Source organism: Paenibacillus sp. VCA1 (genome assembly GCF_031583795.1).
Classification (GTDB): Bacteria; Bacillota; Bacilli; order Paenibacillales; family Paenibacillaceae; genus Paenibacillus_AQ; species Paenibacillus_AQ albilobatus.
Genome location: NZ_JAVLSX010000022.1, coordinates 1 through 16,759, shown reverse-complemented (window position 1 = coordinate 16,759; position 16,759 = coordinate 1). Strand labels below are relative to the sequence as shown.

The 16,759-nt window shown below is 45.2% G+C and carries 17 protein-coding genes, 1 tRNA gene and 1 rRNA gene; all 19 read right to left on the bottom strand.

The genetic code is table 11. From position 1 onward, the window contains the following. Window positions 1–113: 113 nt before the first annotated feature. Entirely contained in the window at window positions 114–1,193 is a 1,080-nt protein-coding gene (locus RJP21_RS29235; protein ID WP_310862338.1) for a DUF6612 family protein, read from the bottom strand. A 288-nt stretch (window positions 1,194–1,481) separates the two neighbouring features. Further along, window positions 1,482–1,637, bottom strand: coding sequence for a small acid-soluble spore protein P (locus RJP21_RS29230; protein WP_310862337.1), 156 nt, complete (start codon window positions 1,635–1,637; stop codon window positions 1,482–1,484). A 22-nt stretch (window positions 1,638–1,659) separates the two neighbouring features. Continuing rightward, window positions 1,660–1,836 carry a hypothetical protein gene (locus RJP21_RS29225; RefSeq protein ID WP_310862336.1) on the bottom strand — a complete coding sequence of 59 codons (177 nt, stop codon included), beginning with the start codon at window positions 1,834–1,836 and terminating at the stop codon, window positions 1,660–1,662. Between the two features lie 20 nt (window positions 1,837–1,856). Next, window positions 1,857–2,201 (bottom strand): hypothetical protein, encoded by a 345-nt coding sequence (locus RJP21_RS29220; protein ID WP_160045478.1) that lies wholly within the window; start codon window positions 2,199–2,201, stop codon window positions 1,857–1,859. A gap of 471 nt (window positions 2,202–2,672) precedes the next feature. Beyond that, window positions 2,673–3,320, bottom strand: a complete 648-nt coding sequence (locus RJP21_RS29215) for a TIR domain-containing protein (RefSeq protein WP_310862335.1) — start codon at window positions 3,318–3,320, stop codon at window positions 2,673–2,675. Window positions 3,321–3,339: 19 nt separating this feature from the next. Then, window positions 3,340–4,785: an SIR2 family protein gene (locus RJP21_RS29210; RefSeq protein WP_310862334.1), complete on the bottom strand. Its 1,446-nt coding sequence runs from the start codon at window positions 4,783–4,785 to the stop codon at window positions 3,340–3,342. 18 nt (window positions 4,786–4,803) lie between these two features. After that, window positions 4,804–5,316 (bottom strand): toll/interleukin-1 receptor domain-containing protein, encoded by a 513-nt coding sequence (locus tag RJP21_RS29205; protein WP_310862333.1) that lies wholly within the window; start codon window positions 5,314–5,316, stop codon window positions 4,804–4,806. 584 nt (window positions 5,317–5,900) lie between these two features. After that, window positions 5,901–6,089 (bottom strand): hypothetical protein, encoded by a 189-nt coding sequence (locus RJP21_RS29200; RefSeq protein ID WP_310862332.1) that lies wholly within the window; start codon window positions 6,087–6,089, stop codon window positions 5,901–5,903. Window positions 6,090–6,768: 679 nt separating this feature from the next. Then, window positions 6,769–6,921 carry a hypothetical protein gene (locus RJP21_RS29195; RefSeq protein WP_310862331.1) on the bottom strand — a complete coding sequence of 51 codons (153 nt, stop codon included), beginning with the start codon at window positions 6,919–6,921 and terminating at the stop codon, window positions 6,769–6,771. Window positions 6,922–6,924: 3 nt separating this feature from the next. Continuing rightward, window positions 6,925–7,395 (bottom strand): hypothetical protein, encoded by a 471-nt coding sequence (locus tag RJP21_RS29190; protein ID WP_310862330.1) that lies wholly within the window; start codon window positions 7,393–7,395, stop codon window positions 6,925–6,927. 383 nt (window positions 7,396–7,778) lie between these two features. Further along, window positions 7,779–8,168 (bottom strand): hypothetical protein, encoded by a 390-nt coding sequence (locus RJP21_RS29185; protein WP_310862329.1) that lies wholly within the window; start codon window positions 8,166–8,168, stop codon window positions 7,779–7,781. A gap of 381 nt (window positions 8,169–8,549) precedes the next feature. Further along, window positions 8,550–9,608, bottom strand: coding sequence for a tyrosine-type recombinase/integrase (locus RJP21_RS29180; protein WP_310862328.1), 1,059 nt, complete (start codon window positions 9,606–9,608; stop codon window positions 8,550–8,552). Between the two features lie 133 nt (window positions 9,609–9,741). Then, a tRNA-Ser gene (locus RJP21_RS29175) sits at window positions 9,742–9,830 on the bottom strand. Between the two features lie 75 nt (window positions 9,831–9,905). Beyond that, complete coding sequence (serS, locus tag RJP21_RS29170; protein WP_160045477.1) at window positions 9,906–11,192, bottom strand: serine--tRNA ligase; 1,287 nt, start codon at window positions 11,190–11,192, stop codon at window positions 9,906–9,908. Window positions 11,193–11,573: 381 nt separating this feature from the next. Then, a complete protein-coding gene (pdxT, locus tag RJP21_RS29165) occupies window positions 11,574–12,152 on the bottom strand; it encodes a pyridoxal 5'-phosphate synthase glutaminase subunit PdxT (RefSeq protein WP_310862327.1) in 579 nt (192 codons plus the stop codon). Window positions 12,153–12,171: 19 nt separating this feature from the next. After that, entirely contained in the window at window positions 12,172–13,053 is an 882-nt protein-coding gene (gene pdxS / locus RJP21_RS29160; protein ID WP_310862326.1) for a pyridoxal 5'-phosphate synthase lyase subunit PdxS, read from the bottom strand. A gap of 60 nt (window positions 13,054–13,113) precedes the next feature. Next, window positions 13,114–14,430, bottom strand: a complete 1,317-nt coding sequence (locus RJP21_RS29155; protein WP_310862361.1) for a D-alanyl-D-alanine carboxypeptidase family protein — start codon at window positions 14,428–14,430, stop codon at window positions 13,114–13,116. A gap of 225 nt (window positions 14,431–14,655) precedes the next feature. Further along, window positions 14,656–16,113: an IMP dehydrogenase gene (gene guaB, locus RJP21_RS29150; RefSeq protein WP_160045473.1), complete on the bottom strand. Its 1,458-nt coding sequence runs from the start codon at window positions 16,111–16,113 to the stop codon at window positions 14,656–14,658. 510 nt (window positions 16,114–16,623) lie between these two features. Next, window positions 16,624–16,740, bottom strand: a 5S ribosomal RNA gene (gene rrf / locus RJP21_RS29145). Between the last annotated feature and the right edge of the window lie 19 nt (window positions 16,741–16,759).

Genomic DNA, 16,759 nt, shown 5'->3' with positions numbered 1-16,759 from the left:
ATTTCTTTTGTGCATCAGTCTTTCTCGCCCCATGAGGCGCAGCCTTCATTAAAACAGAAAACAAAACCACCCGGCTCGGGAAAACCCCGACCGGGTGGTTTTGTTTGTAAAACTTAGTAAGCTCCGCCCATTTTCTGCTGCAATTGCTCCATGGTAATAACGTCGCCTTCTTTTGGAATACCGATCTTGAACTCTTGTTTTTCGTTGATTTTGCTGTATTGGTTGTTTACTTCCATCGCCAGCTTCATGTTGTCCTTCGTATCAGGATCATTCATTTCAACGTTGATCACAGCGCTTTGGTAAGATGGGAAGTCCTTCTTGTCGATGGCCGTGTTAATGCTGAACTGGTTGATTTTCAGGTAGTTCTTCAATTCGTTCAGGCCTTTGCTCACTTCGTCTTTATTCGCGGAGCTCAGGTCTTTTTTGGCGTTATCGATTTCTTCCTTCGTCAGGCCAACCATTTCGCGGTATTCGTCTTTTGCAAGAATGTCGAGAATTTTAGGCAGTGCTTGGTTGACGAAAATTTCCGCTGCTTCTTTCACGTTTTCATTCGTTACGTTAAACTGCACGACTTGCTTGGCATCCACGCCTTCCGGCAGGTTTGCGTCTTTGGTGTTGATGTCTTTGAAATATTTTTTGCCGTCGTATTCTTCGAATAACGTATTCATGACTTCGTTCGACAGCTGCTGCGCTTTTTTCTGATCTAAGGAATCCGGATTAAACGTTGTACCGCCTTGTTCGGCAAGTTCCTTCATGTCCAGAACCAGGTACTTGTTGACTACATCTTCCGGAAGCGGCAGCATCGGGATGCTTGGAATTTTAACGTATAGTTTCTCTTTCGTCATGACCATCGGGATGTTGAAGCTCATGGACATGTCGCCCTTCAGGTTAATTCCCATGGTAAGCTCCGTTTGCATCGGATCGTTTTGATATACCCCATCAATTGTCAATTCGGCGTTTTTGAGCATGCTCATGACTTGGCTGGCAGCTTCGTTGTCCGCGGTTTCCTTGCTGGATACCTGCAGGTCTTTGATAACCACCTTGCTCTTCATTTCGTATGAAGTCATTTTCATCGCATTCCCCGTGGCGCTCTTCATGGCGTCTTTCGGATCCTGCTTGCTCGTGCATCCTGCAAGTACCACTGTCATGGATAAGATCAGTGTCAAAATCAGGACTGCAAGCTTCTTATTCATTACCTTCTCTCCTCTCTTTCTCTAGGGCAAATAGCACACCTTTTCATCATAAACCATTTTTAGGATAACTGGAACAGATTTTTGGAAATTTTATGATTGGAAAATAATTAATTTCCTTTTTTACCTGCATTGTGAGCTCACATTGCGTAATACGGAAAATATGTTCCATGGTTTCAAAAATGACGGACAGCTGATTTATAAGTATTTTTATACCTATAGAAAACGGCAAAAAAAGCACTTCGGCTCCTGCCAAAATGCTTTTTCCTTTTCCAGTTATGTTGTTTAAGGTTATCCTTCTTTATTCAAATGATCCACATGATTACGGTTTTTTACCTTTTTCGACCCGGAAAGAGGTTCCTGCATCGTATTTTCGTCGTCCCGGCGATGCTGCCGCTGCTCTCGACGCTGGGCTTCGGGTACGGGAATGGCTTTCGGTTTGCTCATCTGAATTCACCCCAATGTCGGATTAAGAGTGCTGATGGGTCATGTCGGTCGTCTTGTCGTGGTTCAGCGCATCCTGATGCCTGCGGTCGTTCGTATCCTGCTGGATTTGCTGGGCATGATGGCTGTTGACCGTCGTTTGGTTCAAATCATCCACAACGTTGCTTAAGTTCTTGTCTAGTCCGTTTTTCGCTTTCGTCATCTCTTTCCCTCTTTTCCCTGTTAAACGTGATGAGTCACATCGTGAAGCGCCTGAGCGCATTCATGAATCTGGCGGGTGTATCCTTGGGTCATATCCTGGATGACCTCGGTGCGCTCATCCACCGTTTGCCCGTCGCGTTCCACGTCGACCAGATCCACCTTGACCTCCCGAGTATCCAGGTAGGAGCACTGAAAATCAAAAGAGTACATCGTGCGTCCGGCGGAATCGATGTGAATTCGGAGCGCATTCGGATTGGCCTCATCCGCGAACACTTGAGCGGTATCCGAGGGCTCAAGGTTTTGCGGCAGCTGCGACTGCCAAGCTTGAACAAGCTGATCCTGATCGAGTTGAAATTCTCGGTTCATTTCATCACACCTCCCCTGCACTTTAATGTGTGGAGAAGACGGTGGATTTATTCGCTCTTGGCGCGGCGTATTCACCATTCCTTATGATTGCGGGTTTTATGTAGAGTTAAATAAAGACGATGGAGGAGAAATCCTATAAAATAAAAAAGAAGCCAATCCGCGTTCGGATGACTTCTGTCGTTTGCTATTCTGGCGGAGAGGATGGGATTCGAACCCATGTGGGCTTGCACCCTAACGGTTTTCAAGACCGCCCCTCGTTGTAAAATCCCGCCATCCCTTATCATGACTGAGTTTATTGCACTTTATTGTTGAACCGCTACGGCGGTCTGAGTTAAAGCGTTTATTTTGGTGCATGACCGTTAGATAACTTCACCTTATTATTTTCGAAGGTACGAGTCAACCAAAAAAATTTCATTCGTGCTTAGATGTAGGCGAACGCTACCGTTCTGGTCGTGGATTATTCCATTTTTATCAAACTAGCCATGATCGCCAATCACTTTGAGGCCGAATTGTTTTTGTAATGTCGAAATCATTGATATTTCTGCTTTTTTCATACGCATTCTCAATATACTTATTTGGATTTGAGACAAAATCATCCTCAGTTACTAATGATATATACGAGCCATTCAAAGAATCTACTGTTTTACAGGTCTGACAGCTATATACGGGATGTTTCAGATTAGTTCGATTTTTGATGATAATATCGTATAATTTACTATCATCAATGTTCCTTGATCTGCAACCATCAGGCTTCATAACCGAACTAAGTATCCATTCGTACCCGCCAAAATAGTAATCTTTTTGGATTACTCCTACAATGCCGTTACTTCTGGAAGTCCTATCATCTCTAGTTGTCTCTTTCAGTGAGTATTCAATCTCCCAATTAATCCAATTGCTCTGTTTCATATTTGGAGATATGACAACAATGGTTACCGAAGTATCAAAAATCATATCCTTTAGATGATTTTTGATAGTTTCTGTCTTTCTATCCGTCAAATCAGGTGAATCACTCGTTTCACCCTGATAATAACGGGCATCTGCCCCGAGAGCAGTAATAATTCGATCTCTTGTATGCCGAGCCTCACTATATTTATAGGAAATGAATGTTTTGCGTGCCATGCCTGCTTCCCCCTTCATACTACTTTTTTCTTTTTTCAAGCTTATTTACGATCTCAATCACACTTCTAATTAATACTTCGTCTGTTTGGCTTGTATCTCCCAGCAACTGATATTTATCTTTTAGTTCAGCATCAGGGACATACCGATCAAAATCCCTTAATACAGTCTCCCAAATTTTCTTAGCAGTAAAGCCTGTTGCACCAATGGGAATAGGAATTACCCTGTGACTCAAGCTTATTTCAAACTCTTCGATCATACCATTAGCATCTATAATATCGCCTGTTGCGGAATCGATTTTATTGCCAAACATAAAGACAGAAATCCCAACATTTTGAATCATGTTATTTCGATGTTTAGTCCACAGTTCATTTATAGGGATTTGGCCGGTTGTATTTTGCGGAAAGGGTCTTGATATCAGGCGTTCTTCTACACGTTGACTTCGCGTTTCATAAATCTCTTCCAATGCTCCTGAGATTACACAACTTCCTACCCCTAAGCCAAAACCAGTTACAATATTATTCCCGTTTTTGATAATTGCTTTGCTAAGGTTGCTGGAGAATTCTAAGCAACGGCGCTCTCCCCAAGTTCCATAATCAGAAGCACTACCTGAAACAAATATGTTTCTTCGTTTGTATTGTTGCTCCAATTCCTTGAGCAAAGAGGTAATATCCTCATACTGATTTACCAATAGCACTTTTATGCTATATCGTCTTAAATCATTAACTTTCAAATTCTGCTTTATCTCAGCATATAGAAACTCTGACTCACTTTTGAAATCATCCCGCTGAACTTTTTTCATAAAACAGTAGTGAGTTCGCTGGTTCTTTTCTAATAAAATTCTTATTCTACTTAATATATATTCTAAGTTGGGGTCATCAAAGCTGAATCCAATAAACAACATTGTCTTTGAAACCAAATCTCCTTGCAAAGCGGTGGTAAACAATTGTCTTTTGATGTTGTAGTTTTCATAATCATCTTTAGTCAAAACCGCTTCATGAGGCAGTGAAATATCACCATGCATTTTATAAATCCTAGCATCACTATTAGGTTTGGTGAACGCCAAACCTTCAGCCGTTATTTTCGCATCTATTCTTTTTCCTTCACTCTTTAAAGCATCTTCAATTAAAGTATCGTAGTTAGTTGTCCAATATGTACTTATAGGTAACCTTGATAGGATTTTATGGTTTTCAGTGATCTCAGCATCCTTAGTAAACTCATCGATAAGCGCTTGATTTATTTTCCCTCTACTTCCTCCGTTTTCATTAACATGGTACTGCGCTACTGCTATAAGGTCGCTCTCTTTGTCGATATCTAAATTGATTTCGTCAGCAATATCTCGAAGCAACTCTTTCCAGTTCACGAATCCGGCAGGTTTGGATAGTCCCGCGCCCGCAAATATAGCGACATTTGATTCTTCAATAGCAATTGTAAAAGTCTTCAAAAATTCAGCAACATCTTTATCCATAGGATAATCCCCCCTAGATTATGATTCAAACCATTGCTCTAAAGTAACACCCTCTGATTGTCCTTGCTTAAAGACGCCCCACCGTCCATCACTAACTTGTTCAATATAGTTGTATAAACCGTAGTATTCTCTTTCATCCCAAGTCCTATCATTATTTAAAAGTGGAAGTATAGCAATTCTATCCAATCCTTTTGTACCATCAGCAATCCCAAGCTCCCACGGTATCCAAATCGACTCAAGGCTCTTTGGGGTCGCTAGTAAAACAAATTTGTGCGATTTAGTTATTCTTTGCTTCAATTTATCAGCCGTTTCTGAGGATGTTCGACTAGGCATACTGTGGTCAAGCCAATCAATATATGATTTCTGACCAAATTGTGCCAAAAATCCTACTGCCTTTTTCACGGCTTCTTTATCAGTATGACGGTGTGAAAGAAAAACAGTGTTTGACTTGTTAAATTGAGTGTTTTCATTAAATGATTTCTGAATTGTCTGAGGCATACTATTCAATTTGTTGAAAGTTAAATATGACATAAATACCCTCCTTTTTTAGGTCTATTCTACTAATAAAATCCTACACAAGTCTACACATTTTTCCAATATGATGATTGATGACTTTTAAAGCTATTATCTTTGACTTAATAGAAAATGAGTAGAGCAAAAGTATTACAAAAACGATTTAAAAAATACTATCTTTAAAGATGGCACGGTATACTATTTAATCAATAGTTTATTGACCATAACGTATATTTATAGTATCGGATTTTCAGGAAACGCTTTATGCCCCAATTGCCCTTATTAGGAAGCCCTTCGTTTCACCCAAATATTATAGAAGGAACTGGCTTAGCCCCTTGCCGCCCATATCCTTGTACGCACAGGAAAATCGTAAAATTTTGGTACGGGTAGAACGAAGGTAAACCGCCCGCTTGGGGTAAAAACGCTTTCATTCGGCACTAGGTGGGGTCTCGCAAACGCTTATAACTGGAGAATTTATCAACCGGGAGCCGATCCCCTGCCGACTCCTACCAGTTCTCATAATACACAATTATGAGAACTCAACCTTAACTTAAGCACAAAAACTCGCCATTCGTTGACATGAATAGCGCTTTGAACATGCCTTAAATTAACTTATCCAATCTTGCGTTCAATTCTTCTAATGATATTTCTGTTTCTTGGCTTGTTTTGGAGGAATTTTGCTTTGAAGCTCCTTCTCTACGCCGTTTTTCCAAAGGAGACTCTCCTAGCCTATCCAACAGTTTATCAATCTTACTTTCAATTCTATCAAGTTGTTCCTTTAGTTCGCCCACCGCACTCACCCATTTTTACTCGATTTCTGCTTTTTGATTAGCTTTAGTGTCTGATGATTCATGACAGCACTTTTTGTCAGCAGAATTGCTGAAACACCGAACATCAAGACCATCAGTAATTCCATCGTCTCACTCCCTTCTGTCTGGTTTTATAAATTATAATACCCGAATATAGAAATGTAAAATTATGTATATTGTCAATATGTTTTCTTTATCGTAAAACCCAATAAGCCTGATAATCGGCCTGTAAAATCATGATTCCATTTCTTAAAAGTAAGGGACTGTCCCAAAAGTCAATTTTGATTTTTTTGTCCCCCACTTTGAACTGAAATTCTTCGAAAAAAAAGGCCTCAATCTCCACTATACAATGGAATTTGAGGCCCTTTCGGTTGTACATTGAGATTGTCATTCGAACATTTTGGGGACAGCTCTAAGTAGTCTATTATAGTCAGTGGAACGAAGGAAGTGTCTTGAAACCTAACCCGCTATTGGATGATCGGCTACAGCTTAGGACAAGGTTTAAACAAATGCTCCTGCACTTATTTAAAACTTCTTCTATACTTCTTTATATAATACTTATTAGAGGAGCTTAAAACCCTTTCTGTATAAGGATTTCCATTGATTTATCACTGAAAAAAGTCTGTGGAAATTACCACTTCACAGATTTATTTCAGTTCAATTACAGAACAAAGTCTGTTTTAAAAAAGAATATTTTCCGTTCCATCCTCAGCATATGGCAGAAAATATTCTGCTTTTCACATACAATTGTCAAATTGCGACGGTCACGCCCTTCAAGGCCAACGTTGGGTTTAGCGTATTCTGGTTTCTCCATTATTTAAGACCCTCCTAGTATTCTATCAAGTTCTTCAAGGGACATTCCCTTGCGCTCCTGTTTCGCTTCTTGTACTGTTTGCGTCTTCTGTGCCATCATTCTCGAAGAAGTACGCCTATTAGTTGCTTTGGCGACTCCTTTACTACCTTCATCAAATGTCCCTAAACCGGATTTTACAATATTTGCTTTCAGAAATTCCTTATACTCCTTCACTGACGGACATTCATCGAGTTTTCCAACCTCATGTGACAATTTTTTAATAAAGTTGGCTTCAACAGAGTCTGCGGCTTCCTTAACAATCATAAATAAGTCAGCTAAGTTACCCTTACTACCTTTTTTCATAGAAACTGTGCAGTTTTGGATGACTTGTTTTTCTGCAACATCTAAAACTACGTATGGATTGTCCTCCAGATTATCTGCCAAAGTAACAGAGAAATAGCCATCTTCTCCACCTTGCTTTGAAAAGGAAGTCACTATCCCTAGCAAGCGTGTCTTTGACTTGAAACATGCGGAGAGGAACGAAGGTAACCTTTTTGGTATGAAACCAGTAGGATCATACAGTTAGAAAAAGTAATAATTCGTAGAAGTCATCTTATAAAAGTGCATGAATTGGGGAGATTCTATCTAATCCGTAAAGGTAATACAAATCGAATGACTAAAATTGAACTACTTCCATCTCTACAGTAAAGCGAGCATACAAAAAGCGGCTAAAATAGCCGCCCTCAGTTAGCTCTATACGCTTTACTTGCTTAAAAATAGCCCATATAATGAAGGCAAGAGGGGTGGAAACCTTCTGGCTCCCACCCATTCTCTTGGTGTTTGTTACTGGTCGCTTCCTGTTCCCGCAGGGGCGACTTTTATTTCTTTAGCCCCTCAATATACAAACAGGGATGCAGGTTACACGTACTGATAAGCCACACGGTCAGGAAGTTGGCATTACCTGCAGTTGCTGTCACAGGTACATTGGCTTGAAGCGTTACCTGTGCGAAGTTGCCTTTGCAGTTAACTGTCGAGCCTTCGTTAATGACTCCCAAAATCTCCTTCACATTCGGAGAGAAGGTTCCGTTAGCGTTGGCGGTATTTCCACCCGCTTGAATTGCCTTGGTTAGATTTCTATCGATTTTGGTGAAACCAGTTTCACCTGTACTGTCAACACGTACTTCAATCCACGTGTTCAGTCCAAGTTCGCCATTGTTCTCACCCGCGCTGTCCTTTGTAGAAATAGTATAGTTCGTCATGGTAGACATGTCGCCTGTGCCACCCCGGTTGTCGCGTATAGTTTTTTACGGACTCCAAGATGCGGACAATAGTGTCATTCCTTACGTCTCTTTATCCTGGTGGCGGACTTTGAATAACTCAAAATCAAAAATGGGTTTTAAAAAATCGAAGCTGGAGATTACGATTTACATGGTAGGACACCTCCATTGTTTCACAAAGTATAAGAAGCAAGTATTTGTGGCTTTTGTCTCTGAGAACCGCAATCTCAGATTTTATAGCCTTGCGGTGTTCAGGAGAGGTATCTTTATTTCCATGCTCAAGAGCAAGCTTGCAATGCCTTCTGGCGATCTCCAGAAGCTTTTGAGCGGTGATATTATCCTCCATAGCCAACTATATAGTTCGTGTGATTATCATTGCGCATTTCCTCCGTTCATGAACTTCTCATATTGCTCACGAACATCAGCGACATCTTGATTAACGTAGCGGTTGACCATTTCCATAGAGGAATGTTCAAGCAATCTGCGTAATGAAAACGGGTCACCTGTTGCCTTTATATAACGAGTAGCAAACGTATGTCGGAACGTGTGGGGGCTGATGCGAACACCTGAAATCTTTGCCTTTTTGCCGATAAAACTGATACATCTGGTTGCCCAATTCTTATCCAGTGGCTGACCGAACTCGTTAAGAAATAAGTTTGGAGCTTGTCCATTGATCTCATGCCAAGCAAGGTAAATAACCAATAGCTCTTGTGTTCTCGCTCCGAAGTAAACTGTCCGGGCTTTTCTGGTTTTAGCTGATTCAGCCCTAACAAATGCGGACCGATTTTGCAGATCAACTTCCTCTACAAAAATTCTCATGCACTCCCCGATACGCACCCCTGTATCAAGCAGAAATGACATTAATAGCGCATCGCGTAATCCAGTAAAGGTGGTCAAGTCACAACAGTTAAACAGTTTCCGTTCCTGTGTCTTTGAAATTACTTGGAAATCTTCCTCTGGCACTTTTAGTAATTCTATATTATCAAATGGGGATTCTTTAATGATTCTCTCGCTAATGGCCCAGTTGAACATTGCCTTAACTGTTCTTAATCTAATGTTAATTGTTGAGGGCTTCAATTTTTGTACCGTCAACATATGGGAAATCCATGAACGAATGACATCACGATTCGGTACAAAGTTATCCAGACCGTTGTACTCTAATGCCAAGAACTGACGAAACCAGTTCATGTGCTTCCTGTAGTCCTCTAGGGTGCGCTCTGCGGCCCCAGCCGCTTGCCTTGCGGCATAGTAACGGTTAAATAGCTTGTCCAGTGTCAACGTCTCAGGGCGAGGCTTCTCGGCTTCTTGATGTGCGGAGCGGGGCGTTTCTAAGACCGAAGGAGTCAGGCGGTCTAAAAGCCGCTGAGGTATCTCTAAATTGTTCTTTCTTTTCCCTCGTTTTTGTGGTGTTTTACTTGTTCTTGCATTCATATTTCAGTACCTCCCGTTAGATTTTCATCTAACGGTCATGAACACAAAAAAACGCATCAGACCGCTATTCAACAGTCAAGTGCGTTTCAGTCATAATCACCGCAATGCCTTATGCGGCGTCATTTATTATATCTGGCGGAGAGGATGGGATTCGAACCCATGTGGGCTTGCACCCTAACGGTTTTCAAGACCGCCCCGTTATGACCGCTTCGGTACCTCTCCGTATGGTATAAACATTAAAATGTTACGTTAGGCGCAACAAAAGTATTATACCATAATTTATTTTATTGATCAAGCTTATTTCTGTTTTGGCGCAATGACCTTTACGTTCCCCATATAAGGCTGCAGAACGTCAGGCACGATCACGCTGCCGTCTTCCTGCTGGTAATTTTCCAAGATGGCCGCAACCGTACGTCCCACGGCGAGCGCGGAACCATTAAGCGTATGCACGAACTCGGGTTTCGCCTTCGGCTCCGGACGATACCGGATATTGGCACGGCGAGCCTGAAAATCCTCCGTATTCGAGCACGACGAAATTTCGCGGTACATACCGCTTTCAGGCAGCCATACTTCAAGGTCATACGTTTTGGCCGCGGAAAAGCCCATATCGCCCGTACTCAGCGTCATGACGCGGTATGGCAGCTTCAGCAGCTGCAGCACATGCTCGGCGTCGGCCGTCATTTTTTCCAGCTCTTCGTATGATTTCTCCGGATCCACGATTTTCACCAGCTCGACTTTGTTAAATTGGTGCTGGCGAATAAGACCGCGCGTATCCCGTCCCGCGGAGCCGGCTTCTGAACGGAAGCAGGAGCTATAAGCCACGAAATGTTTCGGCAGGTCCTCGGACGTCAAAATCTCGTCCCGGTAATAGTTCGTGACAGGCACCTCGGCCGTCGGAATCAAATAATAGTCGGTATCGCGGATTTTGAACAAATCTTCCTCGAACTTCGGCAGCTGTCCCGTTCCGCGCAAACTGTCCCCGTTCACGATGTACGGCGGCAGCATTTCCTCATAACCATGCTCTCCGCTGTGAAGGTCCATCATGAAGTTGATCAAAGCGCGCTCCAATCGGGCCCCAAGCCCTTTGTAGAAAGTAAAGCGCGAGCCCGTTACTTTAGCCGCCGCCTCAAAATCCAGAATATCAAGCCCCTGCGCGATGTCCCAGTGAGCCTTCGGTTCGAAATCGAACTTTCTTGGCTCGGACCAGCGGCGGATTTCGATGTTGTCCTCTTCGGAAGCGCCTACAGGAACGGACTCGTGCGGAATATTCGGAATCGCCATCATCAGCTCGGAAATGGAAGCCTCAAGCTCGCGCACTTCCTCGTCCAAAGCTTTGATCCGGTCCGATACTTCGCGCATCTCCAGGATCAGCTCTTCCGCGTCCTCTTTGTTCTTCTTGCGTTTTGCCACTTCGCCCGACACGACGTTGCGGCGGTTTTTCAACGCTTCGCTTTCCTGCAGCAGTTCTCTGCGGCGTGTGTCAAGCTCCGGAAAACCTGCGATCAAATCCAGCGATTTGTTGCGGTTTTTCAGCGCCTGTTCGACTTTCCCAAAGTCGGTCCGCAATATTTTTACATCCAGCATTCCAAAATTCCTCCCAAAATGGTTACATAGATCCGGCCGAATTCCTTAATCTTTTCATTTAAATCCTTCATTCGTACATCTGAAGAAAAACTTCCACCAACATACTTTTAAAAGGAAGCAGACCACGTTCAACCGAAGTTTTTCTTGAGATATAAGGATGCTCATTTTTGAACAACGAATCCTTCTTATCCTTTTTGCATCTTCAAAAAAAGAACCCCGACCCTTGTAGCAGATGGCGCCAGCCGGCCGGCCCCGGGAATACCGGAACAAACGGCAAGCTGACAATCCGCTTATCCAAAGCTTACCCTATTTGGGGGCTTTAGATATCATAAAAAGAGTCAAGGTGTCTGTCATGTTATATATCGGCACAAACGCAGGGTTTTATGACGCTTGAACGGCTTTGACCATATCCACGAAATATTGATGGAGCCGGTAGTCGTCCGTCAGCTCCGGATGGAACGAAGAGGCCAGCAAATGCCCTTGTCTCGCCGCTACGATTTCTTCGTTGTAAGAGGATAATACGTCCACCTGGTCCCCTACGCTGCGGATGAGCGGCGCGCGAATAAACACGGCCCGAATCGGCTCGTCAATGCCTTTGACGTCCAGATCGGTCTCAAAGCTTTCCCTTTGGCGTCCGAATGCATTGCGGGCCACATTTATGTCCATCAGCCCCAGATGGGCTTCTTCCTGACCCTCAATCGTTTTGGCAAGCACAATAAGGCCTGCGCAGGTGCCAAAAATCGGCTTGCCTGCCGCGGAAAATTCGCGTATCGCATCGATAAAATCGTATTTTCTCATCAATTTACCGATCGTCGTGCTTTCGCCGCCGGGAATGATCAGGCCTTGTATATCCTGAAGCTCTTCCGTTTTCTTGATGGCGACGCCCTCCGCCCCTGCAAGCTCAATGCTGCGAATATGTTCTGCTACGGCACCTTGAAGTGCCAACACCCCGATTTTCATCTATGTCCAGCCTTCTCTCTTACCAGCCTCGATCCGACATCCGTTCAGCCGGACTAAGCTTCGAAATCTCGATGCCTTTCATAGGAGCCCCGAGGTTCTTCGAAACTTCGGCGATCAGCTTGTAATCTTGGTAATGGGTGGTTGCTTCCACGATCGCGCGCGCGAATTTCTCGGGGTTGTCCGATTTGAAAATGCCGGAACCAACGAACACCCCATCGGCGCCCAAATGCATCATCAGCGCGGCGTCAGCCGGTGTTGCCACACCGCCTGCAGCAAAGTTGACGACCGGAAGTTTGCCGTTCTCATGTACGCCAAGAAGAAGGTCGTAAGGCACACCCAAGTTTTTCGCTTCCGCATACAGCTCGTCCTTCGACATGCTTTGCACCTTGCGAATTTGGCTGTTAATGAGGCGCATATGACGGACGGCTTCCACGATATTGCCTGTTCCCGGCTCGCCTTTCGTACGGATCATCGACGCGCCTTCGCCGATCCGGCGGAGCGCCTCACCAAGGTCCTTTGCGCCGCATACGAAAGGAACGGTAAAGTCCCATTTATCGATATGGAACACTTCATCGGCAGGAGTCAACACTTCACTCTCGTCGAGATAATCGACGCCCAGGGATTCCAGCACTTTAGCTTCCACGTAATGGCCGATACGGGCTTTCGCCATAACCGGAATGGATACCACTTTCATTACTTCCTCGACAATCGTCGGGTCCGCCATACGGGCTACCCCTCCGGCTGCGCGAATATCGGATGGCACACGCTCCAATGCCATGACGGCCGTTGCGCCTGCCGCCTCGGCGATTTTTGCCTGCTCAGCATTCATGACGTCCATGATGACGCCGCCTTTTTGCATTTCCGCCATGCCTCTTTTTACTCTCGAAGTCCCTGTTTCCATGTCCACGCCTCCCGAAAATGTGTGTCTTCTTATTCTATAAGCCAATGCTTTTTGAATATCTTAAAAAAGATTTTTTATTCCGTCAAACAAATCGGAAAACATTTCTCCGATAGCCCGGAAGAATAAACGAATCCAGCTGCCCTTTTCGACCTCTTCGGAAGTTACCAGATTCACCGTCTTGGTTTGGGCTTTGTCCATTCCCGCAGCTTTGTACGTATAGGTTATAGTCCCGACCTTCGTTCCCTTCTCGATCGGCGCTACCAGCTTATCGGCCGGCTCGAGTTGCGTTTTGAACTGAACGCCTTTGACGTCGCTGCCCTTCGGCACGATGAAGCTGACGTCTCCGTCGGTTACGACGCCAACGCTCGTTTCTACGCCTTTCTTCACGGGCACGCTGTCCAGGCCTTGAACTTTGGATTTGCCGGGTACGACCTGTTTAACTTCGAAATTGTCGAAACCGAAGTCCAAAACCTTTTTCGTTTCCGTAAAGCGGTGAGCTTCGGAATCTGCCCCCATTACGACGCTGATCAAGCGCATGCCGTTGCGTACGGCCGTACCCGTAAAGCAGTTGCCCGCATTTTGGGTGTGCCCGGTTTTCAGGCCGTCCAGACCCGGATATGCATAAGCTTTGAAGTTCGGGATGTTCTTATTCGCTTCCAGCATCCAGTTGTAGTTCACGATGGGTGCTTTATCGCGCTCCCGGAATTTGTACGATTGAATCGCCGTGAATTGGGCGTAGTCCGGATGGTCCTTCACGATATGCAAGCCGAGAATGGCAGCGTCCATCGCCGACATGACGTCTTCCTTGTCGGTGTCCGGCTGGAATTTGGCAGGCATGTCCTTTTTATCAAGGCCGGTCGCATTAATGAAATACGCGGTCTTCATGCCCATTTGCTTGGCCGTTTCGTTCATCAGCTTCACGAATTCCTGTTCGGAGCCGGCTACGCGTTCGGCAAGGGCTACCGTTGCGTCATTCGCCGAGCCTACAGCCATGGCAATATACAGTTCCTTAACCGTATGCACGTCTCCCTGGGCCAAAAAAATACGCGAACCGATCGTTTTGGCCGCATTTTCCCCAACCGTGACCTTATCCGTCCATTTCAGTTTCCCCTGCTTGACCTGCTCAGCGACGATATACTCGGTCATCATTTTGGTCATGCTGGCCGGCGGAAGCGGCTCATCGGCATTCATCGACAAAAGCACCTGACCGGTTGTAGGTTCAATCAAAACTGCGGACTTCAAGTTCAAATCCGGTTTCTGAATGCTGCCTGCTACCGAAGTCGAACTGTTCACTTGGGCATTCGTAGTCGTCTGCGCCTTTTCCGCAAACACCATCGTGGCAGGTAAAGCGGTTAAGCAAAGCATATTCAAAAGCATAACCGAAGCTACGCTCTTTTTAACGAAGTGACGTTTGTTCTTTTTGTGGCCATGACGGCCGGATAATTTCCATTTCTTACTCAATGAATTGTTAACTCCCCTCTTGCCCATAAAATCTCGCTTGTTCTATTCTATCACAGGGAATTAAGCAAAAAAAGACAGACAGGCCTAAATTCGGCCTGTCTGTACAAGAAGATGTTGGTTAAGTGCAAACCATCTTCGAATTTATACGGAATAGTTTGGAGCTTCCTTCGTGATTTGTACGTCATGCGGATGGCTTTCGCGAAGGCCTGCGCCCGTAATACGGACGAATTGGGTATCCTCGCGGAGCTCCTCCAGGTTTTTCGTGCCGCAATATCCCATACCGGAGCGCAAACCGCCGATCAGTTGATGGATCGTGTCCTTCAGCGGGCCTTTATAGGCCACCCGTCCTTCGATGCCTTCCGGTACGAGCTTCTTGTCGTCGTCCTGGAAGTAACGGTCCTTGCTGCCCTGTTTCATTGCAGCCATGGAGCCCATGCCGCGGTATACCTTGTAGCGGCGTCCTTGGTAAATTTCCGATTCGCCGGGGCTTTCTTCCGTGCCGGCAAACATGCTTCCGAGCATGACCGCGTGTCCGCCTGCGGCCAATGCCTTCGTAATTTCACCGGAGTATTTGATGCCGCCGTCGGCGATCAACGGAATGCCGTATTCGCGGGCGACCTGCGCGCAGTCGTAAATCGCCGTGATTTGCGGTACGCCGATACCGGCAATGACACGCGTCGTACAGATGGAACCAGGTCCGATGCCGACTTTAACGACAGAAGCGCCGGCTTCAATCAGGTCGCGTGTTGCTTCACCGGTTGCAACGTTGCCGGCTACGATCGTAAGTTCCGGATACAAGCCGCGAAGCTTGCGGACAAAATCAAGAATGTTAATATGATGTCCGTGCGCGGAATCGACCACAATCATGTCGACGCCCGCTTTTACCAGCGCTTCGGCGCGGTCAAGGCCATCCTTGGAAATACCGATCGCTGCGCCGACCAAAAGGCGTCCTTGCGCATCCTTCGCCGCATTCGGGAACTGGATCGCTTTTTCGATGTCTTTGATCGTAATAAGCCCTTTCAGGACGTTGTTATCGTCAACCAATGGAAGCTTTTCGATTTTATGCTTTTGCAAAATGATTTCGGCTTCTTGCAGCGTCGTGCCTACCGGAGCCGTTACAAGATTTTCTCTCGTCATTACTTCTTTGATTTGGATGCTATAGTCGTGTACAAAACGAAGGTCGCGGTTTGTCAAAATCCCCACAAGCTTGTGCTGCTCGTCCACAATCGGAACGCCGGAGATCCGGAACTTGGCCATCACTTGCTCGGCATCGGAAACAAGGTGGTCGGGAGTCAAGGAAAATGGATTTGTAATGACGCCGCTTTCGGAGCGTTTTACGCGGTCTACTTCTTCAGCTTGCTGCTCAACGGGCATGTTTTTGTGGATGACCCCGATCCCGCCTTCTCTTGCGATCGCGATGGCCATTGCGGATTCGGTTACGGTATCCATGCCGGCGCTGATCAGCGGAATGTTGAGCTTCACATGTTTGCTTAATCTCGTGGACACGTCCACTTCCTTCGGCAGCACCTCAGACTTACGCGGCACCAGCAACACATCGTCAAAAGTAAATCCTTCTTTACTGAATTTGTCTTCCCACACCTTGGAACTTCCCCCTCATTGTCATGTATTGTTTTCGTCAAAACCCTTATACTACAAGGCTTTAAAATCGCTTGAAAATCGTTTTCTGAAAATATATTATTGCCATCTTAGCAAAGGCGCCGCAAAGCTGTCAAGGAATTGAACATGGTAAAACAAACAGAAAATGCACTTGTCTAATGTCTGAACATATATGTCCACTGGTAAAAGACAACGGCTTATAAAAAGACATCTCTTGGCTGGATCTCCAAAATTCGTAAGCGTTACTTCAGATGTTATTTTGTTTAGCTATTCCGCTGCTGGCTTCCATCACACTTTATCGCGGAGCAATGCCTGTGCGCCCTCATGCCCTGCGGGGTTATGAATATTGGCTTCAAATGAGAAGCACCCAACGGACAAAATCCATGGATTCTTATTATGGCGCGATTCATTCCTTCGTTATCCATGAAGCATGGTTACAACACCTGAATAAAACAAAAACCACTGTCGATTATACATCAACAGTGGTTCTTCGCTTGGCAACGTCCTACTCTCCCAGGACCCTTCGGTCCAAGTACCATCGGCGCTGGAGGGCTTAACGGTCGTGTTCGGGATGGGTACGCGTGGAACCCCTCCGCCATCGCCACCAAACAGGATTTTTGCGCTGCCT